Origin of the sequence: Mumia sp. Pv4-285, from assembly GCF_041320275.1 — a bacterium.
In the GTDB taxonomy this organism is placed as follows: domain Bacteria; phylum Actinomycetota; class Actinomycetes; order Propionibacteriales; family Nocardioidaceae; genus Mumia; species Mumia qirimensis.
Genome location: NZ_CP162023.1, coordinates 2714814 through 2732772 on the forward strand (window position 1 = coordinate 2714814; position 17959 = coordinate 2732772).

Annotated in this window: 16 protein-coding genes; 3 read left to right on the forward strand and 13 right to left on the reverse strand. The window is 67.7% G+C overall.

The genetic code is table 11. The features are described from left to right. Positions 1-9: 9 nt before the first annotated feature. From AB3M34_RS13070 to AB3M34_RS13125, 12 genes are all read right to left on the reverse strand, one after another. Positions 10-1707, reverse strand: coding sequence for a hypothetical protein (locus AB3M34_RS13070; RefSeq protein WP_370614457.1), 1698 nt, complete (start codon positions 1705-1707; stop codon positions 10-12). Positions 1708-1749: 42 nt separating this feature from the next. Continuing rightward, entirely contained in the window at positions 1750-4692 is a 2943-nt protein-coding gene (locus AB3M34_RS13075; RefSeq protein ID WP_370614459.1) for a vitamin B12-dependent ribonucleotide reductase, read from the reverse strand. 48 nt (positions 4693-4740) lie between these two features. Beyond that, positions 4741-5232 (reverse strand): transcriptional regulator NrdR, encoded by a 492-nt coding sequence (gene nrdR, locus AB3M34_RS13080; protein WP_370614461.1) that lies wholly within the window; start codon positions 5230-5232, stop codon positions 4741-4743. Between the two features lie 243 nt (positions 5233-5475). Continuing rightward, positions 5476-5760 carry a DUF6343 family protein gene (locus AB3M34_RS13085; RefSeq protein WP_370614462.1) on the reverse strand — a complete coding sequence of 95 codons (285 nt, stop codon included), beginning with the start codon at positions 5758-5760 and terminating at the stop codon, positions 5476-5478. A 108-nt stretch (positions 5761-5868) separates the two neighbouring features. After that, a complete protein-coding gene (locus AB3M34_RS13090; protein ID WP_370614464.1) occupies positions 5869-6192 on the reverse strand; it encodes a DUF6506 family protein in 324 nt (107 codons plus the stop codon). A gap of 48 nt (positions 6193-6240) precedes the next feature. Continuing rightward, positions 6241-7914 carry an ABC transporter ATP-binding protein gene (locus tag AB3M34_RS13095; RefSeq protein WP_370614466.1) on the reverse strand — a complete coding sequence of 558 codons (1674 nt, stop codon included), beginning with the start codon at positions 7912-7914 and terminating at the stop codon, positions 6241-6243. A gap of 7 nt (positions 7915-7921) precedes the next feature. Beyond that, the gene (locus AB3M34_RS13100) at positions 7922-9067 is read right to left on the reverse strand and encodes a serine hydrolase domain-containing protein (RefSeq protein WP_370614468.1); all 1146 of its coding nucleotides are present in this window, start codon (positions 9065-9067) and stop codon (positions 7922-7924) included. Next, entirely contained in the window at positions 9064-10260 is a 1197-nt protein-coding gene (locus tag AB3M34_RS13105; RefSeq protein WP_370614470.1) for an anhydro-N-acetylmuramic acid kinase, read from the reverse strand. The genes AB3M34_RS13100 and AB3M34_RS13105 overlap by 4 nt, the downstream gene beginning before the upstream one ends. Next, positions 10260-11231 (reverse strand): N-acetylmuramic acid 6-phosphate etherase, encoded by a 972-nt coding sequence (gene murQ, locus AB3M34_RS13110; RefSeq protein ID WP_370614472.1) that lies wholly within the window; start codon positions 11229-11231, stop codon positions 10260-10262. The genes AB3M34_RS13105 and murQ overlap by 1 nt, the downstream gene beginning before the upstream one ends. Next, a complete protein-coding gene (locus AB3M34_RS13115) occupies positions 11231-12124 on the reverse strand; it encodes an ABC transporter permease (protein WP_370614474.1) in 894 nt (297 codons plus the stop codon). Before AB3M34_RS13115 ends, murQ begins: the two co-directional genes overlap by 1 nt. Continuing rightward, the gene (locus AB3M34_RS13120) at positions 12121-13209 is read right to left on the reverse strand and encodes an ABC transporter permease (RefSeq protein ID WP_370614475.1); all 1089 of its coding nucleotides are present in this window, start codon (positions 13207-13209) and stop codon (positions 12121-12123) included. Before AB3M34_RS13120 ends, AB3M34_RS13115 begins: the two co-directional genes overlap by 4 nt. Continuing rightward, positions 13098-14636 (reverse strand): ABC transporter substrate-binding protein, encoded by a 1539-nt coding sequence (locus AB3M34_RS13125; protein WP_370614477.1) that lies wholly within the window; start codon positions 14634-14636, stop codon positions 13098-13100. Before AB3M34_RS13125 ends, AB3M34_RS13120 begins: the two co-directional genes overlap by 112 nt. Positions 14637-14845: 209 nt before the next feature. On the opposite strand from AB3M34_RS13125, the gene AB3M34_RS13130 reads away from it, so the two are divergent. Next, positions 14846-15712: a MurR/RpiR family transcriptional regulator gene (locus AB3M34_RS13130; protein WP_370614479.1), complete on the forward strand. Its 867-nt coding sequence runs from the start codon at positions 14846-14848 to the stop codon at positions 15710-15712. Here the strand turns inward: AB3M34_RS13130 and AB3M34_RS13135 are convergent. Continuing rightward, on the reverse strand, positions 15709-16194 hold the full coding sequence (locus tag AB3M34_RS13135; RefSeq protein WP_370614481.1) for a GNAT family N-acetyltransferase: 486 nt from the start codon (positions 16192-16194) through the stop codon (positions 15709-15711). The two genes, AB3M34_RS13130 and AB3M34_RS13135, sit on opposite strands and share 4 nt — an antisense overlap. Before the next feature lie 94 nt (positions 16195-16288). Here AB3M34_RS13135 and AB3M34_RS13140 point away from each other — a divergent pair, with 94 nt between their 5' ends. Both AB3M34_RS13140 and AB3M34_RS13145 read left to right on the forward strand, forming a co-directional pair. Beyond that, complete coding sequence (locus tag AB3M34_RS13140; RefSeq protein WP_370614483.1) at positions 16289-17407, forward strand: hypothetical protein; 1119 nt, start codon at positions 16289-16291, stop codon at positions 17405-17407. Beyond that, on the forward strand, positions 17386-17928 hold the full coding sequence (locus AB3M34_RS13145) for a hypothetical protein (RefSeq protein WP_370614484.1): 543 nt from the start codon (positions 17386-17388) through the stop codon (positions 17926-17928). Before AB3M34_RS13140 ends, AB3M34_RS13145 begins: the two co-directional genes overlap by 22 nt. The last annotated feature ends 31 nt before the right edge of the window (positions 17929-17959 follow it).

The window sequence follows — 17959 nt, forward strand, 5'->3', positions numbered from 1 at the left end:
CGCCTGACCTCAGGTTAATACTTCTGAATCCAAAACCGCTTCTGCCGCTAGCATCGCGCGCCATGCCGCGATTATTGAGTTTGACATACCGACAAGGCGCAGAGCGGAGTCGGCAAGCAACCATTGCACAATTGTGATTTCGCTTACTGGACGGGCGAACGTGAATTCGGAATTCAGATCGGCGAGCTTGTCCACCGCTGGGCGGAAGCGACCCATCGACTCCCGGGAGTGGTGCGTGAAGACATTCCGACCCGCACGTAGCACAGCAAAGGCGGCATGATCCTGCTCACTAATCGAACTCATCTGCTCCTGCGCTTCGCCCGTAAGCCAGCCATCTGTGTTGCTGAGTGGCCGGTCGGTGACTAGCAGCCTGTCCAGGTAGCGATCCGTTAGCGCCTCGCGTACCGACGTCGCGGCCCCCCATACCGCACGTTCCCGTCGAGGAAGATCATTTCGTGCGAGCTGCCTTGAACGGGCTGCTTCGAAGTCCCTACCTGCAACCCGCCAGATCCATTCCCTCCGTTGAATTTCAAACTCTTCCGTTGCTCTCCGAACATAGCCCGAGACCTCACGCGAGGAGGCACGCGCCGACGCGATACGGATGACCTCGATCGCATGGGTCCTTTCCTCAACAGCAGAGTGCAGGGCCCGTGCCGCAACCGACGGCGAGATCCCGAATCCGCGCCTGGTTGCGCCGTTCAATACCGCGTGCCGGCGCGCTTCAGTCCATGACCGAAAGTGCCGCTGCACGGCTGGCGCGGAAGGACGTCGACGTCCAGCCCGAAGCTCCGCGACAACCCAGCGGGAAAAGTTGTCAAGAGAGTCGATGGAACCGCTCGCAGCACACACAACTAAGAAGTCCGCGACAGCCTCTGCGTAGTCACTCGCATCGAAGAGAACGCCACCCCGCTCCCTACCGCCTGGGGATACTGTCATTCCGAGGCGTGAAATCGCGTCAGACCAGTGCCCATCACCGAGCCTTCGCCGTACCGTTTGGGACGTTGGCGGCCAAACGAACCGCCCCCGTCCGGATGGCAAGCCAAACTCAGCCAGGACGACACGCCGTTCAGCGTCGTAACGAGCGAGGGATATCGACAGCTGTGTTTGGCTAGAAGCGATAATCGCCGACGCGATCGAGTCCAGCGCCATAATGGCACGCTCGTTAGGAACGCCCATGTCGGCAGTCATCACTCTGTGCACGCTTTCAATCGTGTCGATATCGAGCGTAGTAAGCGCAATGCCAGTCTCGCTTTTGACGGCATTCACACGCGCAACTACGAGCCAGATCCCGGCTCGTACAAGGGCCTCAGAGAAGTGAGGGGCGCTCTCCCAGGAGTCGATGAGCTCGTCGCTGCGTTCAATACCTTCGTTAATGACAGCAGGGTCAATCTCAGGAAGAAGTAGCCGGAACCGAGTCTTAATGTCGCTCGCCTTGTGTCCGTTGCGACCGAGAAGCGAAATGGTGTTCCCATGCCGCGCAAGGAACTCGTCAATGCTCAGATTCTCGTACTTGGCGGTCCCGACGGCTACCTGGCCGGATGACGAAGCTTCCTGACGAAGTATCTGATTGACTCGCGGACCACTGATCCCGAATCGTCGTCCAATCTCGCGTTGCGTGATGCCTTCCGATGCCATGCTCCGAATCTCGGCGTTCCGCCCCTGATATGACGCCATCAGCACCCCAGCGAAATTGACGATGTGGGGCACGATAATAGTCCAACACCGGGCCCCACATCACCATCACATCGCTCAGCTACAGCCGCTCGTCGCTCCGCAGCCCTCGCACACGTGGCAGGAGCCCGCTGGCCGCATCTTCGTCCCGCAGGTGAAGCACAGCGGTGCGTCGACCTCAGTCCCGGAGATCACCTGGAGCAGCTCGGCGCTGGTGTGCGCCTGCTTCGGCGCCGGGCGTGCGGCCCCGGCGACGATCTCCGCATCAGCGGCGTCGACCTGGGACTCACGCTCAAGCTCGGCGGTGGTCTCGGCCGACTGGGTCTCGATCGACTTCGTCGCCTCGACCGGCGGAGTGTTCTTGAGGCTCTCCGACTCCGAGACTTCCTCCTCGACCGGCGCATACGAACCGGTGTCCAGCTGACGCTGGCGCTCGTCGGCCGAGTGGATACCCATCTGCGACCGCACCTCGAACGGCAGGTAGTCCAACGCGAGCCTGCGGAAGATGTAGTCCATGATCGACTGCGCCATCCGCACGTCCGGGTCGTCGGTCAGACCGGCCGGCTCGAACTTGAGGTTCGTGAACTTCTGGACGTAGGTCTCGAGCGGCACGCCGTACTGGAGGCCGATCGACACCGCGATCGAGAAGGCGTCCATCACGCCGGCCAGGGTCGAGCCCTGCTTGCCGAGCTTGAGGAACACCTCGCCGAGTCCGTCGTCCGGGTAGGAGCCCGAGGTCATGTAGCCCTCGGCACCGCCGACCGTGAACGACGTCGTCAGCGACGGGCGCGTCTTGGGGAGACGCTTGCGGATCGGCTTCTCGACGACGACGGTCTTGACGGTCTCGACGACCTCGGCCTTCGCGTTCGAGTCGACACCCTTGTTCTCGCCCTTGCCGGACGAGAGCGGCTGACCGACCTTGCAGTTGTCGCGGTAGACCGCAAGCGCCTTCAGGCCCAGCTTCCAGCCCTGGAAGTAGATGTCCTGGATCTCCTCGACGGTGGCCGCCTCCGGCATGTTGACCGTCTTGGAGATCGCGCCCGACAGGAACGGCTGCGCCGCTGCCATCATCCGGACGTGACCCATCGGCTTGATGGACCGCTCCCCCATCGCGCAGTCGAAGACCTCGTAGTGCTCGGTCTTCAGACCCGGTGCGTCGATGACGTGACCGTGCTCGGCGATGTATTCGACGATCGCCTCGGTTGTCTCGTTGGTGTAGCCGAGCTTCTTGAGGGCGACCGGGATCGTCTGGTTGACGATCTGCATCGAGCCGCCACCGACGAGCTTCTTGAACTTGACCAGCGAGAAGTCCGGCTCGATGCCGGTCGTGTCGCAGTCCATCATGAAGCCGATCGTGCCGGTCGGTGCCAGCACCGACGCCTGAGCGTTGCGCCAGCCCTGCTTCGTACCGATCTCGATGCCCTTGGCCCACTGCTTCGTGGCCTCGCGGTGCACGGCGATGTCCATCGCGTGCATCGTGCGGACCGCGTCGTTGGCGGCCTGGTGCTTGCGCATCACGCGAGCGTGCGGCTCGGCGTTCTGGGCGTAGCCCTCGTACGGGCCGACGACACCGGCGAGCTCCGCCGAACGACGGTAGGACGTGCCGGTCATCAGCGACGTGATCGCCGACGCGAAGGCGCGGCCGCCGTCGGAGTCGTACGCGAGGCCCGACGCCATGAGGAGCGCGCCAAGGTTGGCGTAGCCGATGCCGAGCTGACGGAACTTGCGCGTCGTGTCGCCGATCGCCTCGGTCGGGAAGTCGGCGAAGGTGATCGAGATGTCCATCGCGGTGATGATCAGCTCGACGGACTTCACGAAGCGCTCGACGTCGAACGAGCCGTCGTCCTGCAGGAACTTCAGCAGGTTGAGGCTGGCCAGGTTGCACGACGAGTTGTCGAGGTGCATGTATTCGGAGCACGGGTTGGACGCCGTGATGCGACCGGTCTCCGGCGTGGTGTGCCAGTCGTTGATCGTCGAGTCGTACTGGATGCCCGGGTCTGCACACTCCCACGCAGCCTGCGCGATGTCCTTGAAGAGCTTCTTGGCGTCGATGGTCTCGATGACCTCGCCCGTCGTACGAGCACGCAGCCCGAACTCGCCGCCCTCCTCGACCGCACGCATGAACTCGTCGTTCACGCGGACCGAGTTGTTGGCGTTCTGGTACTGGACAGACGAGATGTCGTGCCCGCCAAGGTCCATGTCGAATCCGGCGTCACGGAGGACGCGGATCTTGTCCTCCTCGCGCGCCTTCGTCTGCACGAACTCCTCGATGTCGGGGTGGTCGACGTCGAGCACGACCATCTTGGCCGCACGACGCGTCGCGCCGCCCGACTTGATCGTCCCCGCGGACGCGTCGGCGCCGCGCATGAACGACACGGGACCCGAGGCCGTACCACCCGAGGAGTGCAGGAGCTCCTTGCTCGAGCGGATCCGCGACAGGTTGAGGCCGGCACCGGAACCGCCCTTGAAGATCAGACCCTCTTCCTTGTACCAGTTGAGGATCGAGTCCATCGAGTCGTCGACGGCGAGGATGAAACAGGCCGAGACCTGCTGCGGGCTCGACGTGCCGACGTTGAACCAGACCGGGCTGTTGAAGCTGAAGACCTGGTGGAGAAGCATGTAGGTGAGCTCGTGCTCGAAGAGCTCGGCATCGGCGTCCGTCGCGAAGTAGCCGTTGTCCTTGCCGGCCTTCACGTACGTCAGGACGACACGGTCGAGGAGCTGCTTGAGCGACTGCTCACGCTGGTCGGTGCCGACCGCGCCACGGAAGTATTTCGTGGTCACGATGGTCGACGCGTTGACGCTCCAGAAGTCGGGGAACTCGACCCCGCGCTGCTCGAAGACCGTCGCTCCGGTCTTCCAGTTCGTCTGCACGACGTCGCGACGCTCCCACGTCACGTCGTCGTACGGGTGAACACCCTCGGTGGTGTAGACCCGCTCGATCGTCAGGCCCTTGCCGGCGCGCTTCGTCGTCTTGCGCCCCCGCGCAGCCCCGCTCGGTCCGCTGACCGTTTCCGTCATCTGATGTGCCCCTTCTCCCCGTGTCCCCGTGATGTGAGTGGTGCAGTGTTACTTGCTGTCCGACCGGTCGATCTCCTTGACCAGCTCGCAGTCGGCGTCGGCCGCCATCAGCACTGCGATCTCGTCGGCGAAGTCCGCCACGTCGGTGAAGTTCTTGTAGACGCTGGCAAACCGCAGGTATGCGACCTGGTCCAGCGCCTTCAGCGGCTCGAGCACGGCGAGCCCCACCTCGTGCGAGCTCACCTCTGCTCCCCCGGCCGCCCGCAGCGCGTGCTCGACCTGCTGGCCGAGACGCGCGAGATCGTCTTCGTCCACCGGGCGCCCCTTGCACGCCTTGCGGACTCCGCTGACCGCCTTGTCCCGCGAGAACGGCTCCGTGGCACCGGAGCGCTTGCAGACCGTGAGCTGAATCTGCTCGACCGTCGTGAAGCGCTTGTTGCACTCGGTGCAACTGCGACGGCGGCGGATCGCTCCCCCGTCGTCGGCGACGCGACTGTCGAGGACTCGGGTGTCGGTGTGCCGGCAGTACGGGCAGTGCATCCGTTCCTCCTGTGCGTCTCGCTGTGGAAGCCGTGTGGAGAACCCGGTGTTTCCTGTGGGTTGCGCCACGTCCCGTGTGGACTAGATGTGGATAACTACATCCGTGTAAGTACTAGATGTAGTGGCAACCGTACGCCGCAGCACCAGCCCATGCAACTCATCATCACGACTTGGACTGACATTTCTTCCGCCGCAGGTCAGAGGCTGTTTTGAGGCGGCGACACGGCGTGTCGGGGGGCGAAATCAGCTGCGGTGGCGGGGGCGTACGGGGCGGTCGTGGCGCATGCCGCGGAGGATCATGACGACATCGACCGCTGCGAGCAGGGCGATGGCACCCGCGATCACGCCGAGGACCGATGCAGCCCAGGTCATGCCCGGGGTCAGCAGGACCCAGAGAGCGATCGCCGCGAACGCGACGAGCCCGCCGACCGCGAGGCCGAGGCGCAACCGGTACGCACTGAGGGCCGTCTTGGGCTCCGTACCGGTGTGCTGCAGGCGGGGGCCGATGTGGGAGTGGGATGAGACCATGGCGCACCTCCTTCGGGTGTCACCAGTACAACGTCTAGAACGTCCCTATTCATCCCGATTGTACGCTTCCGCGGTCGACGAATTCGGCCTCTGACCTGGGCAGATGGCTCAGCCGTCGCCCTGCTCCTCCGCGTACGCCGCGCTGTACGCCGCCGCTGACTCCACGGAGTCGGCGGCGAAGGTCACGTGGCCGACCGGTACGCGGTCGCCGACCGCGTCAGCCACCCGAGCGGCGTCAGCCAGCGAGAACCCGCCGCACAGCTCAATCAGCGCCACGCGGTCCTCCTCGACCAGGCGCCGCGCGGCGTCAGGCGCGTCGGCCGGATCGGCCACCGGCACCATGTACGACCGCTGGCCGGCGCGGTCGAGCACCGTACGGTCCGCCTGAGGATCGGCTCCCGGATGTTCGTAGATGTATGCCCAGCTCGTCATCGCTCGACCGTACGAACTCAAGTCGGCTTGAGGTCAAGCCTCCGCTCTCTACGCCGCCGCGGGCGTGTAGTGCGGGATCGCCGCGATGAGCTGCTTCGTGTACTCCTCGCTCGGCGCGTGGAAGATCTCGTCGGGCTCACCGCTCTCCACGACCTTCCCCTCGCGCATCACGTACACCTGGTGCGCGACCAGCCGGACGACGGCGAGGTCGTGGCTGATGAACAGGTACGACAGCCCGAGCTCGCGCTGCAGCGAAACCATGAGGTCGAGGATCTGCTCTTGCACCAGTACGTCGAGCGCGCTCACGGCTTCGTCCATCACGACCAGCTCCGGATCCAGCGCCAACGCCCGCGCGATCGCGACCCGCTGGCGCTGCCCGCCGGACAGCTCATGCGGGTACCGCTCCGCGAACGACGCCGGCAGCGCCACCTTGTCGAGCAGCTCACCCACCTGCCTGCGGCGGCTCGCCTTGTCGCCGATCTTGTGGACGCGTAGCGGCTCGGTGACGCACTCCTCGATCGTGTAGCGCGGGTCGAGCGAGGCGTACGGGTTCTGGAACACCGGCTGCACCGACCGGCGGAACGCCAGAAGGTCCTTCCCGCGCAGCGACCCGACATCGGTGCCGCGATAGCGGACGACGCCGCCGTCGGGGTCCTCGAGCTTCAGCGCGAGCCGCGCGGTCGTCGACTTGCCCGATCCGGACTCGCCGACGATCGCGACCGTCTGCCCGCGCGGGATCGTGAGGTCGACGTGGTCGACGGCACGGAAGGGCTCGTCCTGGCCACGCAGCCGGTACGTCTTGAGCGCGTCCTTCACCTCGAGCAGAATCTCGGTCTCGACTCGCTGCGCTCCCTCGACCAGCGGGGATGATGCCTGCACGACAGGTGCAGCGGCGATCTTCACGCTGGCCATCCCGGGCGCGGCGGCGAGCAGCCGCTGCGTGTACTCGTGCTGCGGGTTCTCGACGACCTGCGCGGCCGTCCCGGTCTCCACGATCTCCCCGCGGAACATGACCGCGACACGGTCAGCCCGCTCGGCCGCCAGCGCGAGGTCGTGCGTGATGAGCAGGACGGCGGCGCCCATGTCGGACGCCAGCGCGGCCATCTGGTCGAGCACGAGCCGCTGCACCGTGACATCGAGCGCTGAGGTGGGCTCGTCGGCGAGCAGCACCTCGGGCCGGCACGCGAGCGCCATCGCGATCAGCGCACGCTGCCGCATGCCGCCGGAGAACTCGTGCGGGTACTGGTGGTAGCGCGACCCCGCGTCCTGGATCCCCGCCTGCTCGAGCAGCTCCACGGCGCGCTCCTTCGCGGCGTCGCCCTTGGCGATCCCGTGCACGAGCAGCGCCTCGGCGATCTGGTCGCCGATCTTCATGACGGGGTTCAGGTTGGTCATCGGATCCTGCGGGACCATGCCGATCCGGCTGCCGCGCAGCTTGATCATCGCGGGCTCGGACGCCGCCGTGATGTCGAAGTCGCCGAGCCGGATCTCGCCTGCGGAGATGCGTCCGTTGTCGGCGAGCAGCCGGTTCACGCACGCGGCGAGCGTCGACTTGCCGGAGCCCGACTCCCCCACGATCGCGACCGTCTCCCCTGCGGAGACGTCGAGGCTGACATCGCGCACGGCCTCCACCTCACCGCGCGACGTGGTGAAGGCGACGGAGAGATTCCGGATGCTGAGGACCGGCTCACGACCGGTACGCAGGGTGCTGGGGGTGGTCATCAGTTCCTCACGGCTCGGGGGACTCGCGCAGTGCAGCGGCAAGCACGATGGCCTGGATCTCGTCGCTGGGGATCAGCTCGGGCAGCGCCGTCGGCGGCGCGTCGTACGCGAGGGGGCTGACGGTGCCGTACAGGCGCATCGCTCCACCCGCGACGACAAGATCGCGCTCGAGCGTGAACCCGAACCACGTTCCCGTGAACCCCGGGTGGTGCAGAAGGGTGACGTCTTCGCCGTCGACGCTCAGCACGCGACGCCGGAAGCCAACGGCCTGCTCCGGCTCCACGGGCGACGCCACGGCAAAGCGCTCCAGCACCTCCGCCGGGACGATCTCCGCGCGCCGTACGGCGGTGCCGAGGGTCAGCAGATCGTCGACGGTCGCGAACAGCCCGGCGTGCCCGGCGACCCCGCCGAGCGCGTGCGCCACGTTTCCGTCCCTGACCGCACCGCGAAGCGGAGTCTCGCGCCAGCCCGAGAACCGCTCCGGTCCGAACGGCACGGCGTACGGCGTACTCGTCGCGACCATCGCGTACTCGTACGCGTCGTCGTCCGCACTCACCGCGGCACGTTCCGGCGGCACCGGACCGAACTGCGCCCCGATGCCGAGCGGCTCGGCGACCCTCGTGCGGAACGCGTCGGCAAGTGACATCGATGTGACGGCCTCGAGGACGGAGCCGGCGAGGATGAGTCCGAGGTCGGAGTACGCCCACGCGGTGCCGGGTGCGGACACCAGCGGCGCCTCCTGCACCCACCGCACCGCGCCGTCGCGGTCCGTCGTCTCGCAGTAGAGCGGCCACCACGGCCGCAGGCCCGCCGTGTGCGTCAACAGGTGCTCGAGCGTGACGTCGTCCTTGCCGTCACCGGCGAAGGCGGGCAGATACCGGCGTACGAGGTCGCTCAGGTCGAGCTGCCCGTCGGCGACGAGACGCATGGCGAGCAGCGTCGTGACCGCGACCTTCGTGACCGACGCCTGGTCGAACAGCGTGTCACGGGACATCGGCACGCCAGGCCCCTCGGCGCCGGGCAGGACCGCCCATCCCCCGACGGCGACTTCGCGCGTCTCGCCGGTCACGACGCCGAGTGCAGCACTCGCCGGGTGCCGACCGTCGGGCCCCAGAGCGAGGAGGCCTTCGATGTCTGTCGTGAGCACGCTCACCGCGCACCGCCGTCGAACACGACCGCCTCCGGCCACGCCTCCAGCGCCTCCGCCGAGAGCCCGGCGCGACCCGGCGTCACCGACCCGAGCACCCGCGGTCCCGACGCGCCCGTGCAGCTCGGCACGTTGCCCGGCAGTCCGTGCGCCGTCGCCCAGCCGATCAGCGCGAACGCCACGGCCTCCTTCTCCCCCGCCGGCACGCCCAGGTCGTCGGTCGTGATGACGTCGACGCTCGGCAGCAAGGCGCCCAGCCGCTCCATGAGGACCGGGTTCCGGACTCCGCCGCCGGACGCGACGAGGACGGACACGTCCGCAGCACGTACGGCGTCGGCGACCGTCACGGCCGTGAGCTCGACGAGCGTCGCGATGAGGTCCTCCAGGCTCGGGGCGGTGCCCGTACGGCGCAGCGCGTCCTGGACGTACCCGAGGTGGAACAGCTCCTTGCCGGTGCTCTTCGGCGCGGGAAGCGCGTAGTACGGCTCCGCGAGGAACGCGTCGAGCAGCGGCGCGACCACCGAGCCGGAGCGGGCCAGCGCACCGTCACGGTCGTACGTCTCCGCACCGTTCGTGCGATCGACGACGACTGCGTCGATCAGCGCGTTCGCCGGCCCGATGTCCCAGGCGACCGGGTCCTTGTCGGCGTCGCAGATGGTCATGTTGGAGATGCCGCCGAGGTTGAGCGCGGCGGCGCGCAGGCCCTTCGCGACGTACGGCGCGAGCAGGCGCGTGTCGAGGATCGGCACGAGCGGCGCGCCGTGGCCACCTGCGGCGACGTCGGCGGCGCGGACGTCGGAGATCACCGGAAGGCCGGTCGTCTCGGCGATCCACGCCGGTTGGCCGAGCTGGAGCGTGCCGAGCGCGTGACCGCCCTCGACCCAGTGGAAGACGGTCTGGCCGTGCGAGCAGATCGCGTCGACCGTCGCGTCGCCGGCCGAGGCGTGCGCCTCGAGCGCGCCGGCTGCGGCACCCGCGAACGCCTGACCGAGCAGCGTGTCGAGCTCGCACACCACGTCGAAGCCGACCGGTGCCGGCGGGAGCGCCGCGATCAGCCGACGCCGGAGCTCTGCCTCGTACGGCACGGAGTCGGTGAGCTCGATCCTCGCCGTGAGCGTGCCGTCCGCCTCGGTGAAGTCGACGATCGCGACGTCGATCCCGTCGTGGGAAGTCCCCGAGATCATTCCCAGCACACGCATCAGGCAGGCTCCTCAGAAGTAGTAGGGCGGTCTCCATCGACGCTTGCCCGATCAACGACGACGCGCAGCACTCCCCCGGCGTCGTCGAGCGCGGCGCGGGCGTGGTCGGCGTCGAGGCCGGTCGCGATCATCGCGATCGCCAGCTTCGCGTGCCAGCCGGCGTCCTCGAGCGCCCTCTCGGCGACGGCGTCGTCGATCTCGGTCGCGAGCGTGACGATTCGCACGGCGCGGCGCCGCAGCTTGGCGTTCGTCGCCTTCACGTCGACCATCAGCGTCCGGTAGGTCTTGCCGAGCTGGACCATCGCGATGGTCGAGAACATGTTGAGCACCATCTTGGTCGCGGTCGCGGCGCCGAGACGCGTCGATCCCGTCACGACCTCCGGCCCGACCGCCAGCTCGATGCCGTGGTCGGCGACCTCGGCCAGCGGCGTACTGGTGTTGCAGGCGACGCCGACAGTCAGCGCGCCCCGCTCCGACGCGCGCACGAGCGCCCCGAGGACGTACGGCGTACGCCCGCTGGACGCGATCCCGACCACGGTGTCGAGCTCTCCGACGGCGTGGGCATCGACATCCGTGGCACCCGCCTCGGCGTCGTCCTCCGCAGCCTCGACCGCGCTCACGATCGCCGCAGGACCCCCGGCAATGATTCCGATGACGACGTCCGGCCCCGTGCCGAAGGTCGGCGGGACCTCCGACGCGTCGAGGACACCGAGCCGCCCGGACGTCCCGGCACCGACGTACAGGAGCCGGCCACCGCGGCGCATCCGCTCCACCGTCGCGGCGATCGCGTCGGAGACGGCCGGCAGCACCGCGCGTACGGCCGCAGCGACGGTCTCGTCACGATCGTTCATCAGCGTGACGAGCTCGGGGACCGAGAGCTCGTCGAGCATCAGGTGGCTGTCTGCGACGGCCTCGGTCGTGAGGGCGTCGAGGTCCTCCAGGTCGGAGGGCGAGGGCAGGTGGGTCGCCATCAGCGACCTCCCGTCTTGGGATCGAGGGCGGCACGCAGGCTGTCGCCGAGCAGGTTCAGCCCGATGACCGCGAGGATGAGCGCGGCTCCGGGGGCGAAGAGCATCCAGGGAGCGACGCTGACCAGCGTCTGCGCGTCGTAGACCATACCGCCGAGCGACGCCGCCGGCGGCGGAGTGCCGAAACCGAGGAAGCTCAGCGACGCCTCCGTGAGGATTGCCCACGACAGCGACAGCGTCACCTGTACGACGAGGATCCCGGACATGTTCGGCAGCACGTGCGCGAACAGCGTCGACAGCCTGCTGCGCCCGATCGCGGTCGACGCCATCACGTACTCGGCGTTGCGCAGCGTCAGCACCGGGCCCCGCGCGACGCGCGCGAAGATCGGCAGGTAGACGACGGCGATCGCGAGGGCGACCGTCACCCAGCTGCGCTTCAGCGTGGCAGCCAGCGCGAGCGCGAGGAGGAGCGAGGGGAACGCGAACAGGACGTTCGTGATGATCCCGACGCCGCGGTCGAGCAGCCCCTGGTAGTAGCCCGCGAGCACGCCGAGGAGCACGCCGACGATCGCAGCGGCCGCGACCGAGACGACGGCGACACGCAGCGAGTTCGCGAGGCCCGAGCACACCCGCGAGAACACGTCGCGGCCGAACTGGTCGGTGCCGAACCAGTGCGCACTGCTCGGGCCCAGCAGCGACTGGGAGACGTCCTGCTCGGCGGGGTCGTACGGCGTCAGACCGAACGTCGCGAGGAGCGCGAGCCCCAAGACGACGGCCATGAGGATCAGGCCGATGATGCCCGCGGGCGTACGGAACGCCGCGACCCACGCGCTCGACCGCTTCGTCGCGTCCGTCCTGATCTCGGGGACGTTGTTGCTCGTCTGCGTCGCACTCATCGCACACGCACCCGGGGGTCGACGAGGCGGTAGACGAGGTCGGTGAGGAGGTTCACCAGCACGAACATCGCCGCGATGATCAGCACGGTGCTCTGCACGACGGCGTACTCCTTCTGCGTGAGCCCGAGCAGCACCTGCCGGCCGATCCCGGGGATGGCGAAGATCTGCTCGACGACCAGCGCGCCGCCCAGCAGGAAGCCGAACTGAAGCCCGGTCATCGTGACGACCGGGATCCAGGCGTTGCGCAGGATGTGCTTCTCCTGCAGGCGGCGAGGGGGTACGCCCTTGGCGCGCGCCGTACGCACGTAGTCCTCGGCGCGCACGTTGAGGATCGCCGCACGGGTCGTCTGCAGGACGGGTGGCGCGATGCTGACGCCGAGCACGAGGGCGGGCAGCAGCATCTGCTGGAGGTTCATCCACGGGTCCTCGAAGAAGGTGCGGAAGCCCTCGCCGTTCGGGTACCAGCCGAACTGGTTGGCGAGCCACGTGCCGAGCGCCGTCGCGAGCAGGAAGGACGGCACCGACAGCGCGAGGAGGCTGCCGAGCTGCGTGACGTTGTCGCGCGCCTTGCCCGGCCGGCTGGCGGCGAGGACACCGCCGGGTACGCCGAGCGCGAGGCCGATGACGATCGAGAGGATCGCGAGCTCGATCGTGATCGGCAGCGCCTGCGCGGTCATCGAGAGCACCGTGGTGTGCGCGGTCGTCGACACGCCGAGGTTGCCGGTGAGGACGCCGCCGAGCCAGCTGAGGTACTGCATGATCAACGACTGGTCGACGCCGTAGTACGCCTCGAGCGACTCGATCTGCGAGGGGCTCAGCTCGCCGGCGGCGATGCCGTACGCGGCGGTGATCTGGTCACCGGGCACGACACGGAGCACGACGAACGTGACGATCGAGACGCCCAGCAGGGTCAGCACCGCCTCACCGAACCGCCGCGCCACAGGGTGACGGGCGGTACGGCGCAGCCGGGGGATCAGATCGACGCCTTCCAGAGCATCGACAGCGACGCATCGGTGCGCGCCTCGAGATCCTTCACCGCCGTGTTCGACGCGATGTACTCCTTGGGCGTGAACAGCCAGATCCACGCCGCGTTGTTCACGAGGTCGTCGGAGATCTGGGTGTAGATCTGCTTGCGCTCGGCCTCGTCGGTGGTGGCGATCCCCTGGGCGAAGAGGGTGTCGAGGGCGGGCGAGCCGTAGCCGGCGACCTTGGCGTAGCTGCCGTTGGACGTGAAGTAGCGGGCGTACATCGTGTTGGGATCTGCGCTGCCGGCGTTCTGGGCGATGGCGGCGTCGAAGTCACCGGCGAGCCACTTCTCGACGTACTCGTTGGAGTCGAGCGTCTCCACGTTGACCTTGATGCCGATCTTGCCGAGCTGCGCCTGGATGTTCTGCGCCTCGTCGACCGCGGTCGAGTAGAGGCCCTGCGACGTCATCAGGTCGAGCGTGAACCCACCGGCCTTGCCCGCCTTCTCCAGGTAGCTCTTCGCCTTGTCGAGATCCTGCTCGGGGCACGGCTGCGCCTCGGGGTCGGAGCGGTAGTCCGGGGACGTGATCGGACCCGTGACGTCACCCGAGCCGAGCGCCGCCGAGTCGACGACGTCCTTTCGGGAGATCGCGCACTGGATGGCCAGTCGCGTGTTGACGTCGGACAGGACCGGGGACGCCGCGCGCAGCTGGAGCACGTGGTACTGGAGCGAGTCGACCGGCGTGGTCTTCACCTTGTCCGACGTGGCGGACTTCGCGGTCACCGGGTTGTCGAAGACGGCCAGGTCGACGGACCCGGTCTTGAGCGCCGAGACCATCGCCTGGTCGTCCGGGATGATGCGGAACTCGAGCGTCTTCGCGCCCGGCGTGCCGGCGTAGTAGTCGGGGTTGGCCTTGAGCGTGATCGACTCGTTGGCCGTACGGCTGTCGAACGCGTACGGGCCGGACCCGACCGGCTTGGTCTCGAGACTCTCGACGCTCACGTCCGACGGGACGATCGACGTGTTCACGAGGCTCAGGCCGGAGACGAACGAGGCGTCGGGCTGCTTGAGGTTCACGACGACCGTCGTGGGGTCGGGGGTCTCGATCGAGGCGACCGAGGCGAGGTACGAGGCGGAGCTCGCGTTCGACGCGGGGTCCATGATCTTCTCGTACGTGTACTTCACGTCCTCGGAGTCGAGCGCCGAGCCGTCGGAGAAGGTCAGCCCGTCCTGGAGCGTGAACGTGTAGGTCCGGCCGTCGTCGCTCACCTCGGGCAGCGCCGCCAGGCCGTCGACGGGTGCGCTGTTCTCGTCGGTGTTGAGCAGCGGGCTGTAGATCTGCGAGAGAACCTGGATCGACTGCTCCGAGGTCGCCGTCCACGGCACCATCTGCGTCGGGTCGGCGGTGATCCCGAAGACCATCGCTCCGTCGCTGTCGCCACCCGAGCCCGAGCCACCGGAGCAGCCTGCCACCAGCAGGGCGGCGGCCAGCGCCGTCGTACCCGTGGCCAGCGCGCGACGTCCGTGACGGTTGTGCTTGTTCACCGGTCCTCCTCGTTCCGCCCGACACCACCTGGTGAGCCGGGTCACTGGTCTGTCCCCTTCCCGACACTATGGCAAAGAGTTTCCGCATGGCTAGGCCAGGGGTAAATTGTTTTCGCAACCGAAATACGGCCCCGGCGCGCCGGAACAGAGAGACTGTCCACGCCGCTACGGTGACCACGCCGCTACGGACCGCGACGAGAGGCTGGCTGATGACAGAGGACATCTTGGTGCGGCTGCGCCAAGCGCTGCCCGGCCTCCGGCCGAGCGAGCAGAGGATCGCCAAGGCAGCGCTCGACGCCCCCGCGGAGGTGGCCGGTCTCGGCATCACGGACCTCGCCGCACGGTGCTCGACGTCGGCGGCCACGGTCGTACGGTTCTGCAAGAGCATCGGGTTCGACGGCTATCGGGCGTTCTCGCTCGCGCTGGCACGGGCGAGCGCCGGCGAATCGGGGCGCCGCGTGCAGTTCGGGGTGTCCGAGGGCGACATCGACCCGTCGGACTCGACGCGTGAGGTCGTCCGCAAGCTCGCGTTCCAGGAGGCTCGCGCGGTCGAGGAGACGGCTGAGCAGCTCGATCTCGAGCAGCTCGATCGTGTGGTCGCGGCGATCTCCGAGGCGCCCGTCGTGGACGTGTATGGGTCGGCGTCGAGCGGGCTGGCGGCCCAGGACCTGCAGCAGAAGCTTCGCCGCATCGGCCACCAGGTCAACGCCTGGACCGACCCGCACCTCGCGCTCACGAGTGCCGCGGTCCTCTCCGACGACTCGGTCGCGATCGCGTTCTCCCACTCGGGCGAGACCGAGGAGTCGATCTCGGCGCTGAGGACCGCTGCGTCGCGCGGGGCGTTCACGGTGGCGGTCACGAACTTTCCCGAGTCACCGCTGGCGCACCTGGCCGACGCGACGCTGACGACGGTGTCGCGGGAGACGCGGTTCCGGTACGGGGCGATGTCGAGCCGCATGGCGCAGCTGATGATCGTCGACGTGATCTTTCTGGGGGTGGCCCAGCGGCATCCGGAGAGCGTGTCGGCGTCGCTGTCGGCAACCTTCGCTGCTGTTGCGGACCGGCGTGTGCGCTAGAGGTCTTTGACCATCCGGGCCTGCGGCTGCCCCCACTCGGAAAGCGTCGCTGTCTCGCCAGTGAGGGTCCAACCCCGCTTCTCGTAGAAGGCGATGGACGGTGCGTTGGCAGCGAAGACCCACGGGGTGGCTCGTGTCGCTCCGCTCTCGCGCAGCCGCTCTTCGATGGTCGCGATGAGTCGCCGTCCGACTCCGACACCCTGCGCCGACGGGTCCACGTAGAGCGACGCGAGGTAGCCCTCGTCCGCGCTCGGCATCGAGTACGACGCGACGCCGACGAGGTCATCGTCGTGGATGTCGACGAGGACGGTGAGGGCCGGGTTGTCCAGCGCGGTGACCCAGAGGCTGTGGGCGCTCTCCGGGGTGATCCGGTCGACGATCTCAGCCGGAAGGTCGCGCCGGTAGCTGATCGTCCAGCAGTCGAGGAACACGCTCACGATGGCGTCGAGGTCGTCTGCGCGTGCCTGCCGGAGGCCGTCCATCGGGCCACCCTAGGCGCAGTTGTCCACAGGCCGGTCGTCGGCGCCCGCGCAGACGCGTGCTCCGCCACTACCTTCGCTCTGACGAGGAGGTGGCATGACGGTTCTGTTCGCGGACTACCCGGCACGACCCGAGGACGTCGTACGGTCGGCCGAGGCGTTGACGCTGCGCTCGGGCGACGTGCGCGAGGTTGCGCGGGAGGTGTCTGCGCAGGTGCGGCGCGCACGGGTCCACACCGCCGGCAGCCTGCCCGAGCTCATCGACGCGCTTGCGTCGACGCCGGCCACCATCGGTGATCGACTGCACGAGGCCGGCACCTTCGCGTCGTCCGTGCTGCACGCGTGGGCGCTCGCCGTCGCCCTGTACGACGGGGGCTGCGCGATCCTCAACGAAGAGCTCGAGATCGCCGTGGCTCGAGGGTTCGGCATTCCGGAGCCGCGGTCGGGCGACCGCGTCGACCCGTCGACCTACACCGCGTACGACGACGCGATGGCGTCCGCGCGCGCGGCCAAGGTCGCTGCCCTGAACCGGCGGCACGCGGTCCTCGAGGAGGCGCTCGACGATGCCGCCCGCCGGCTCGCTTCATTGCTCGACCGAGGGCCGACCGACGATGGCTGGCGGAGGCTCGGGTCTCTCGGTCCTGTGCCTGCGGCGTACGCGCCGCCGCCCACGGCTGTGCCGAACGGCGGTGGCGATGACCCGGCGATCACCGCACTGACTCTGCTGATCGGCGATCCACGTGCGTGCGTCGGAGACGACGCGAGCATCCCGGAGTGTCTGCTCGAGCTCGCAGCGCTCGTCGGACCGCTGAAGGCACTGAAGCTCAAGAAGGCGCTGAAGGCCCTCGACGAGCTGGACGACGCGAAGGACGCCAAGAACGCCACCGAAGCCGCCGCGCGCCGAGCCGACCATCTACGGAAGAATCCGCCTGAGACGATTCGGATCGGCGACCGCGACCTGCCTGGAGTGCCAAAGCGAGCGTCCGGCACCCTGGCAAAGAACCGCAAGGGGCTCATCTACGAGCTCGGTGAGATTCCGCCAGACTTCGATCGCCGCGTCAAGAAGATCCGCATCATGGATCCGAAGTATCAAGACGAGTTTGCCTATCCAGGCGGCTACTCGTCATACCTCAACGAGATCGGGCAGGTAGTCGATCCATTTACAGGCAGAACGATTCGAAAGGACAATCCTCTGTGGCACATCCCGATCGACTGACTCCCCTGGTCCTCGAGGACCTCATGGGTGCTGATGTACGCCCGCCGAAGAACACCGAGCGGCCAGAGGTTGATCCGCTAGTGGACGCCGACGCCATGGAGGAAGCGCAACTGCTCGACGTTCGCATCGATGCTCTGCGCCGAACGGTGGGTCTGCTGTTCGAACTGCGCGTCGCGATGAACCTGCGGCACTCCGACGTCGCCGTAGTGATCGCGCACGGAGTGCGTGACTTCGCATTCGAGCCACACCGGTGGTATCCGAAGCTGACTGCCTGGTCAGTCGGGATCTGGACACCGAGTGCATCAAACGAATACTTCAATCTGGAGTTCGGCATGGACCCCGATGCGGACTGTCGGCTCGTGGCCGACCGTGCCTGCTTTTACGGCGTCGAGGTCCCCGGCCTTCCAGCGAACCCGCCCGACTACACGACGTACGACGACGACCTGATTCGCAGCGGGCTCCCCTCATGGCAGTCGCAGTTCACGCTCGTCAACGCGACGACGTTCGAAGGCGCCCAGTAGTACGGCGTACTAGTACGGCGTACTACTTTTC

Coding starts and splice junctions, on each gene's coding strand:
- AB3M34_RS13075 (WP_370614459.1), bottom strand. CDS start 4,692: ATGACGGAAACGGTCAGCGGACCGAGCGGGGCTGCGCGGGGGCGCAAG.
- nrdR (WP_370614461.1), bottom strand. CDS start 5,232: ATGCACTGCCCGTACTGCCGGCACACCGACACCCGAGTCCTCGACAGT.
- AB3M34_RS13085 (WP_370614462.1), bottom strand. CDS start 5,760: ATGGTCTCATCCCACTCCCACATCGGCCCCCGCCTGCAGCACACCGGT.
- AB3M34_RS13090 (WP_370614464.1), bottom strand. CDS start 6,192: ATGACGAGCTGGGCATACATCTACGAACATCCGGGAGCCGATCCTCAG.
- AB3M34_RS13095 (WP_370614466.1), bottom strand. CDS start 7,914: ATGACCACCCCCAGCACCCTGCGTACCGGTCGTGAGCCGGTCCTCAGC.
- AB3M34_RS13105 (WP_370614470.1), bottom strand. CDS start 10,260: ATGCGTGTGCTGGGAATGATCTCGGGGACTTCCCACGACGGGATCGAC.
- murQ (WP_370614472.1), bottom strand. CDS start 11,231: ATGGCGACCCACCTGCCCTCGCCCTCCGACCTGGAGGACCTCGACGCC.
- AB3M34_RS13115 (WP_370614474.1), bottom strand. CDS start 12,124: ATGAGTGCGACGCAGACGAGCAACAACGTCCCCGAGATCAGGACGGAC.
- AB3M34_RS13130 (WP_370614479.1), top strand. CDS start 14,846: ATGACAGAGGACATCTTGGTGCGGCTGCGCCAAGCGCTGCCCGGCCTC.
- AB3M34_RS13135 (WP_370614481.1), bottom strand. CDS start 16,194: ATGGACGGCCTCCGGCAGGCACGCGCAGACGACCTCGACGCCATCGTG.
- AB3M34_RS13140 (WP_370614483.1), top strand. CDS start 16,289: ATGACGGTTCTGTTCGCGGACTACCCGGCACGACCCGAGGACGTCGTA.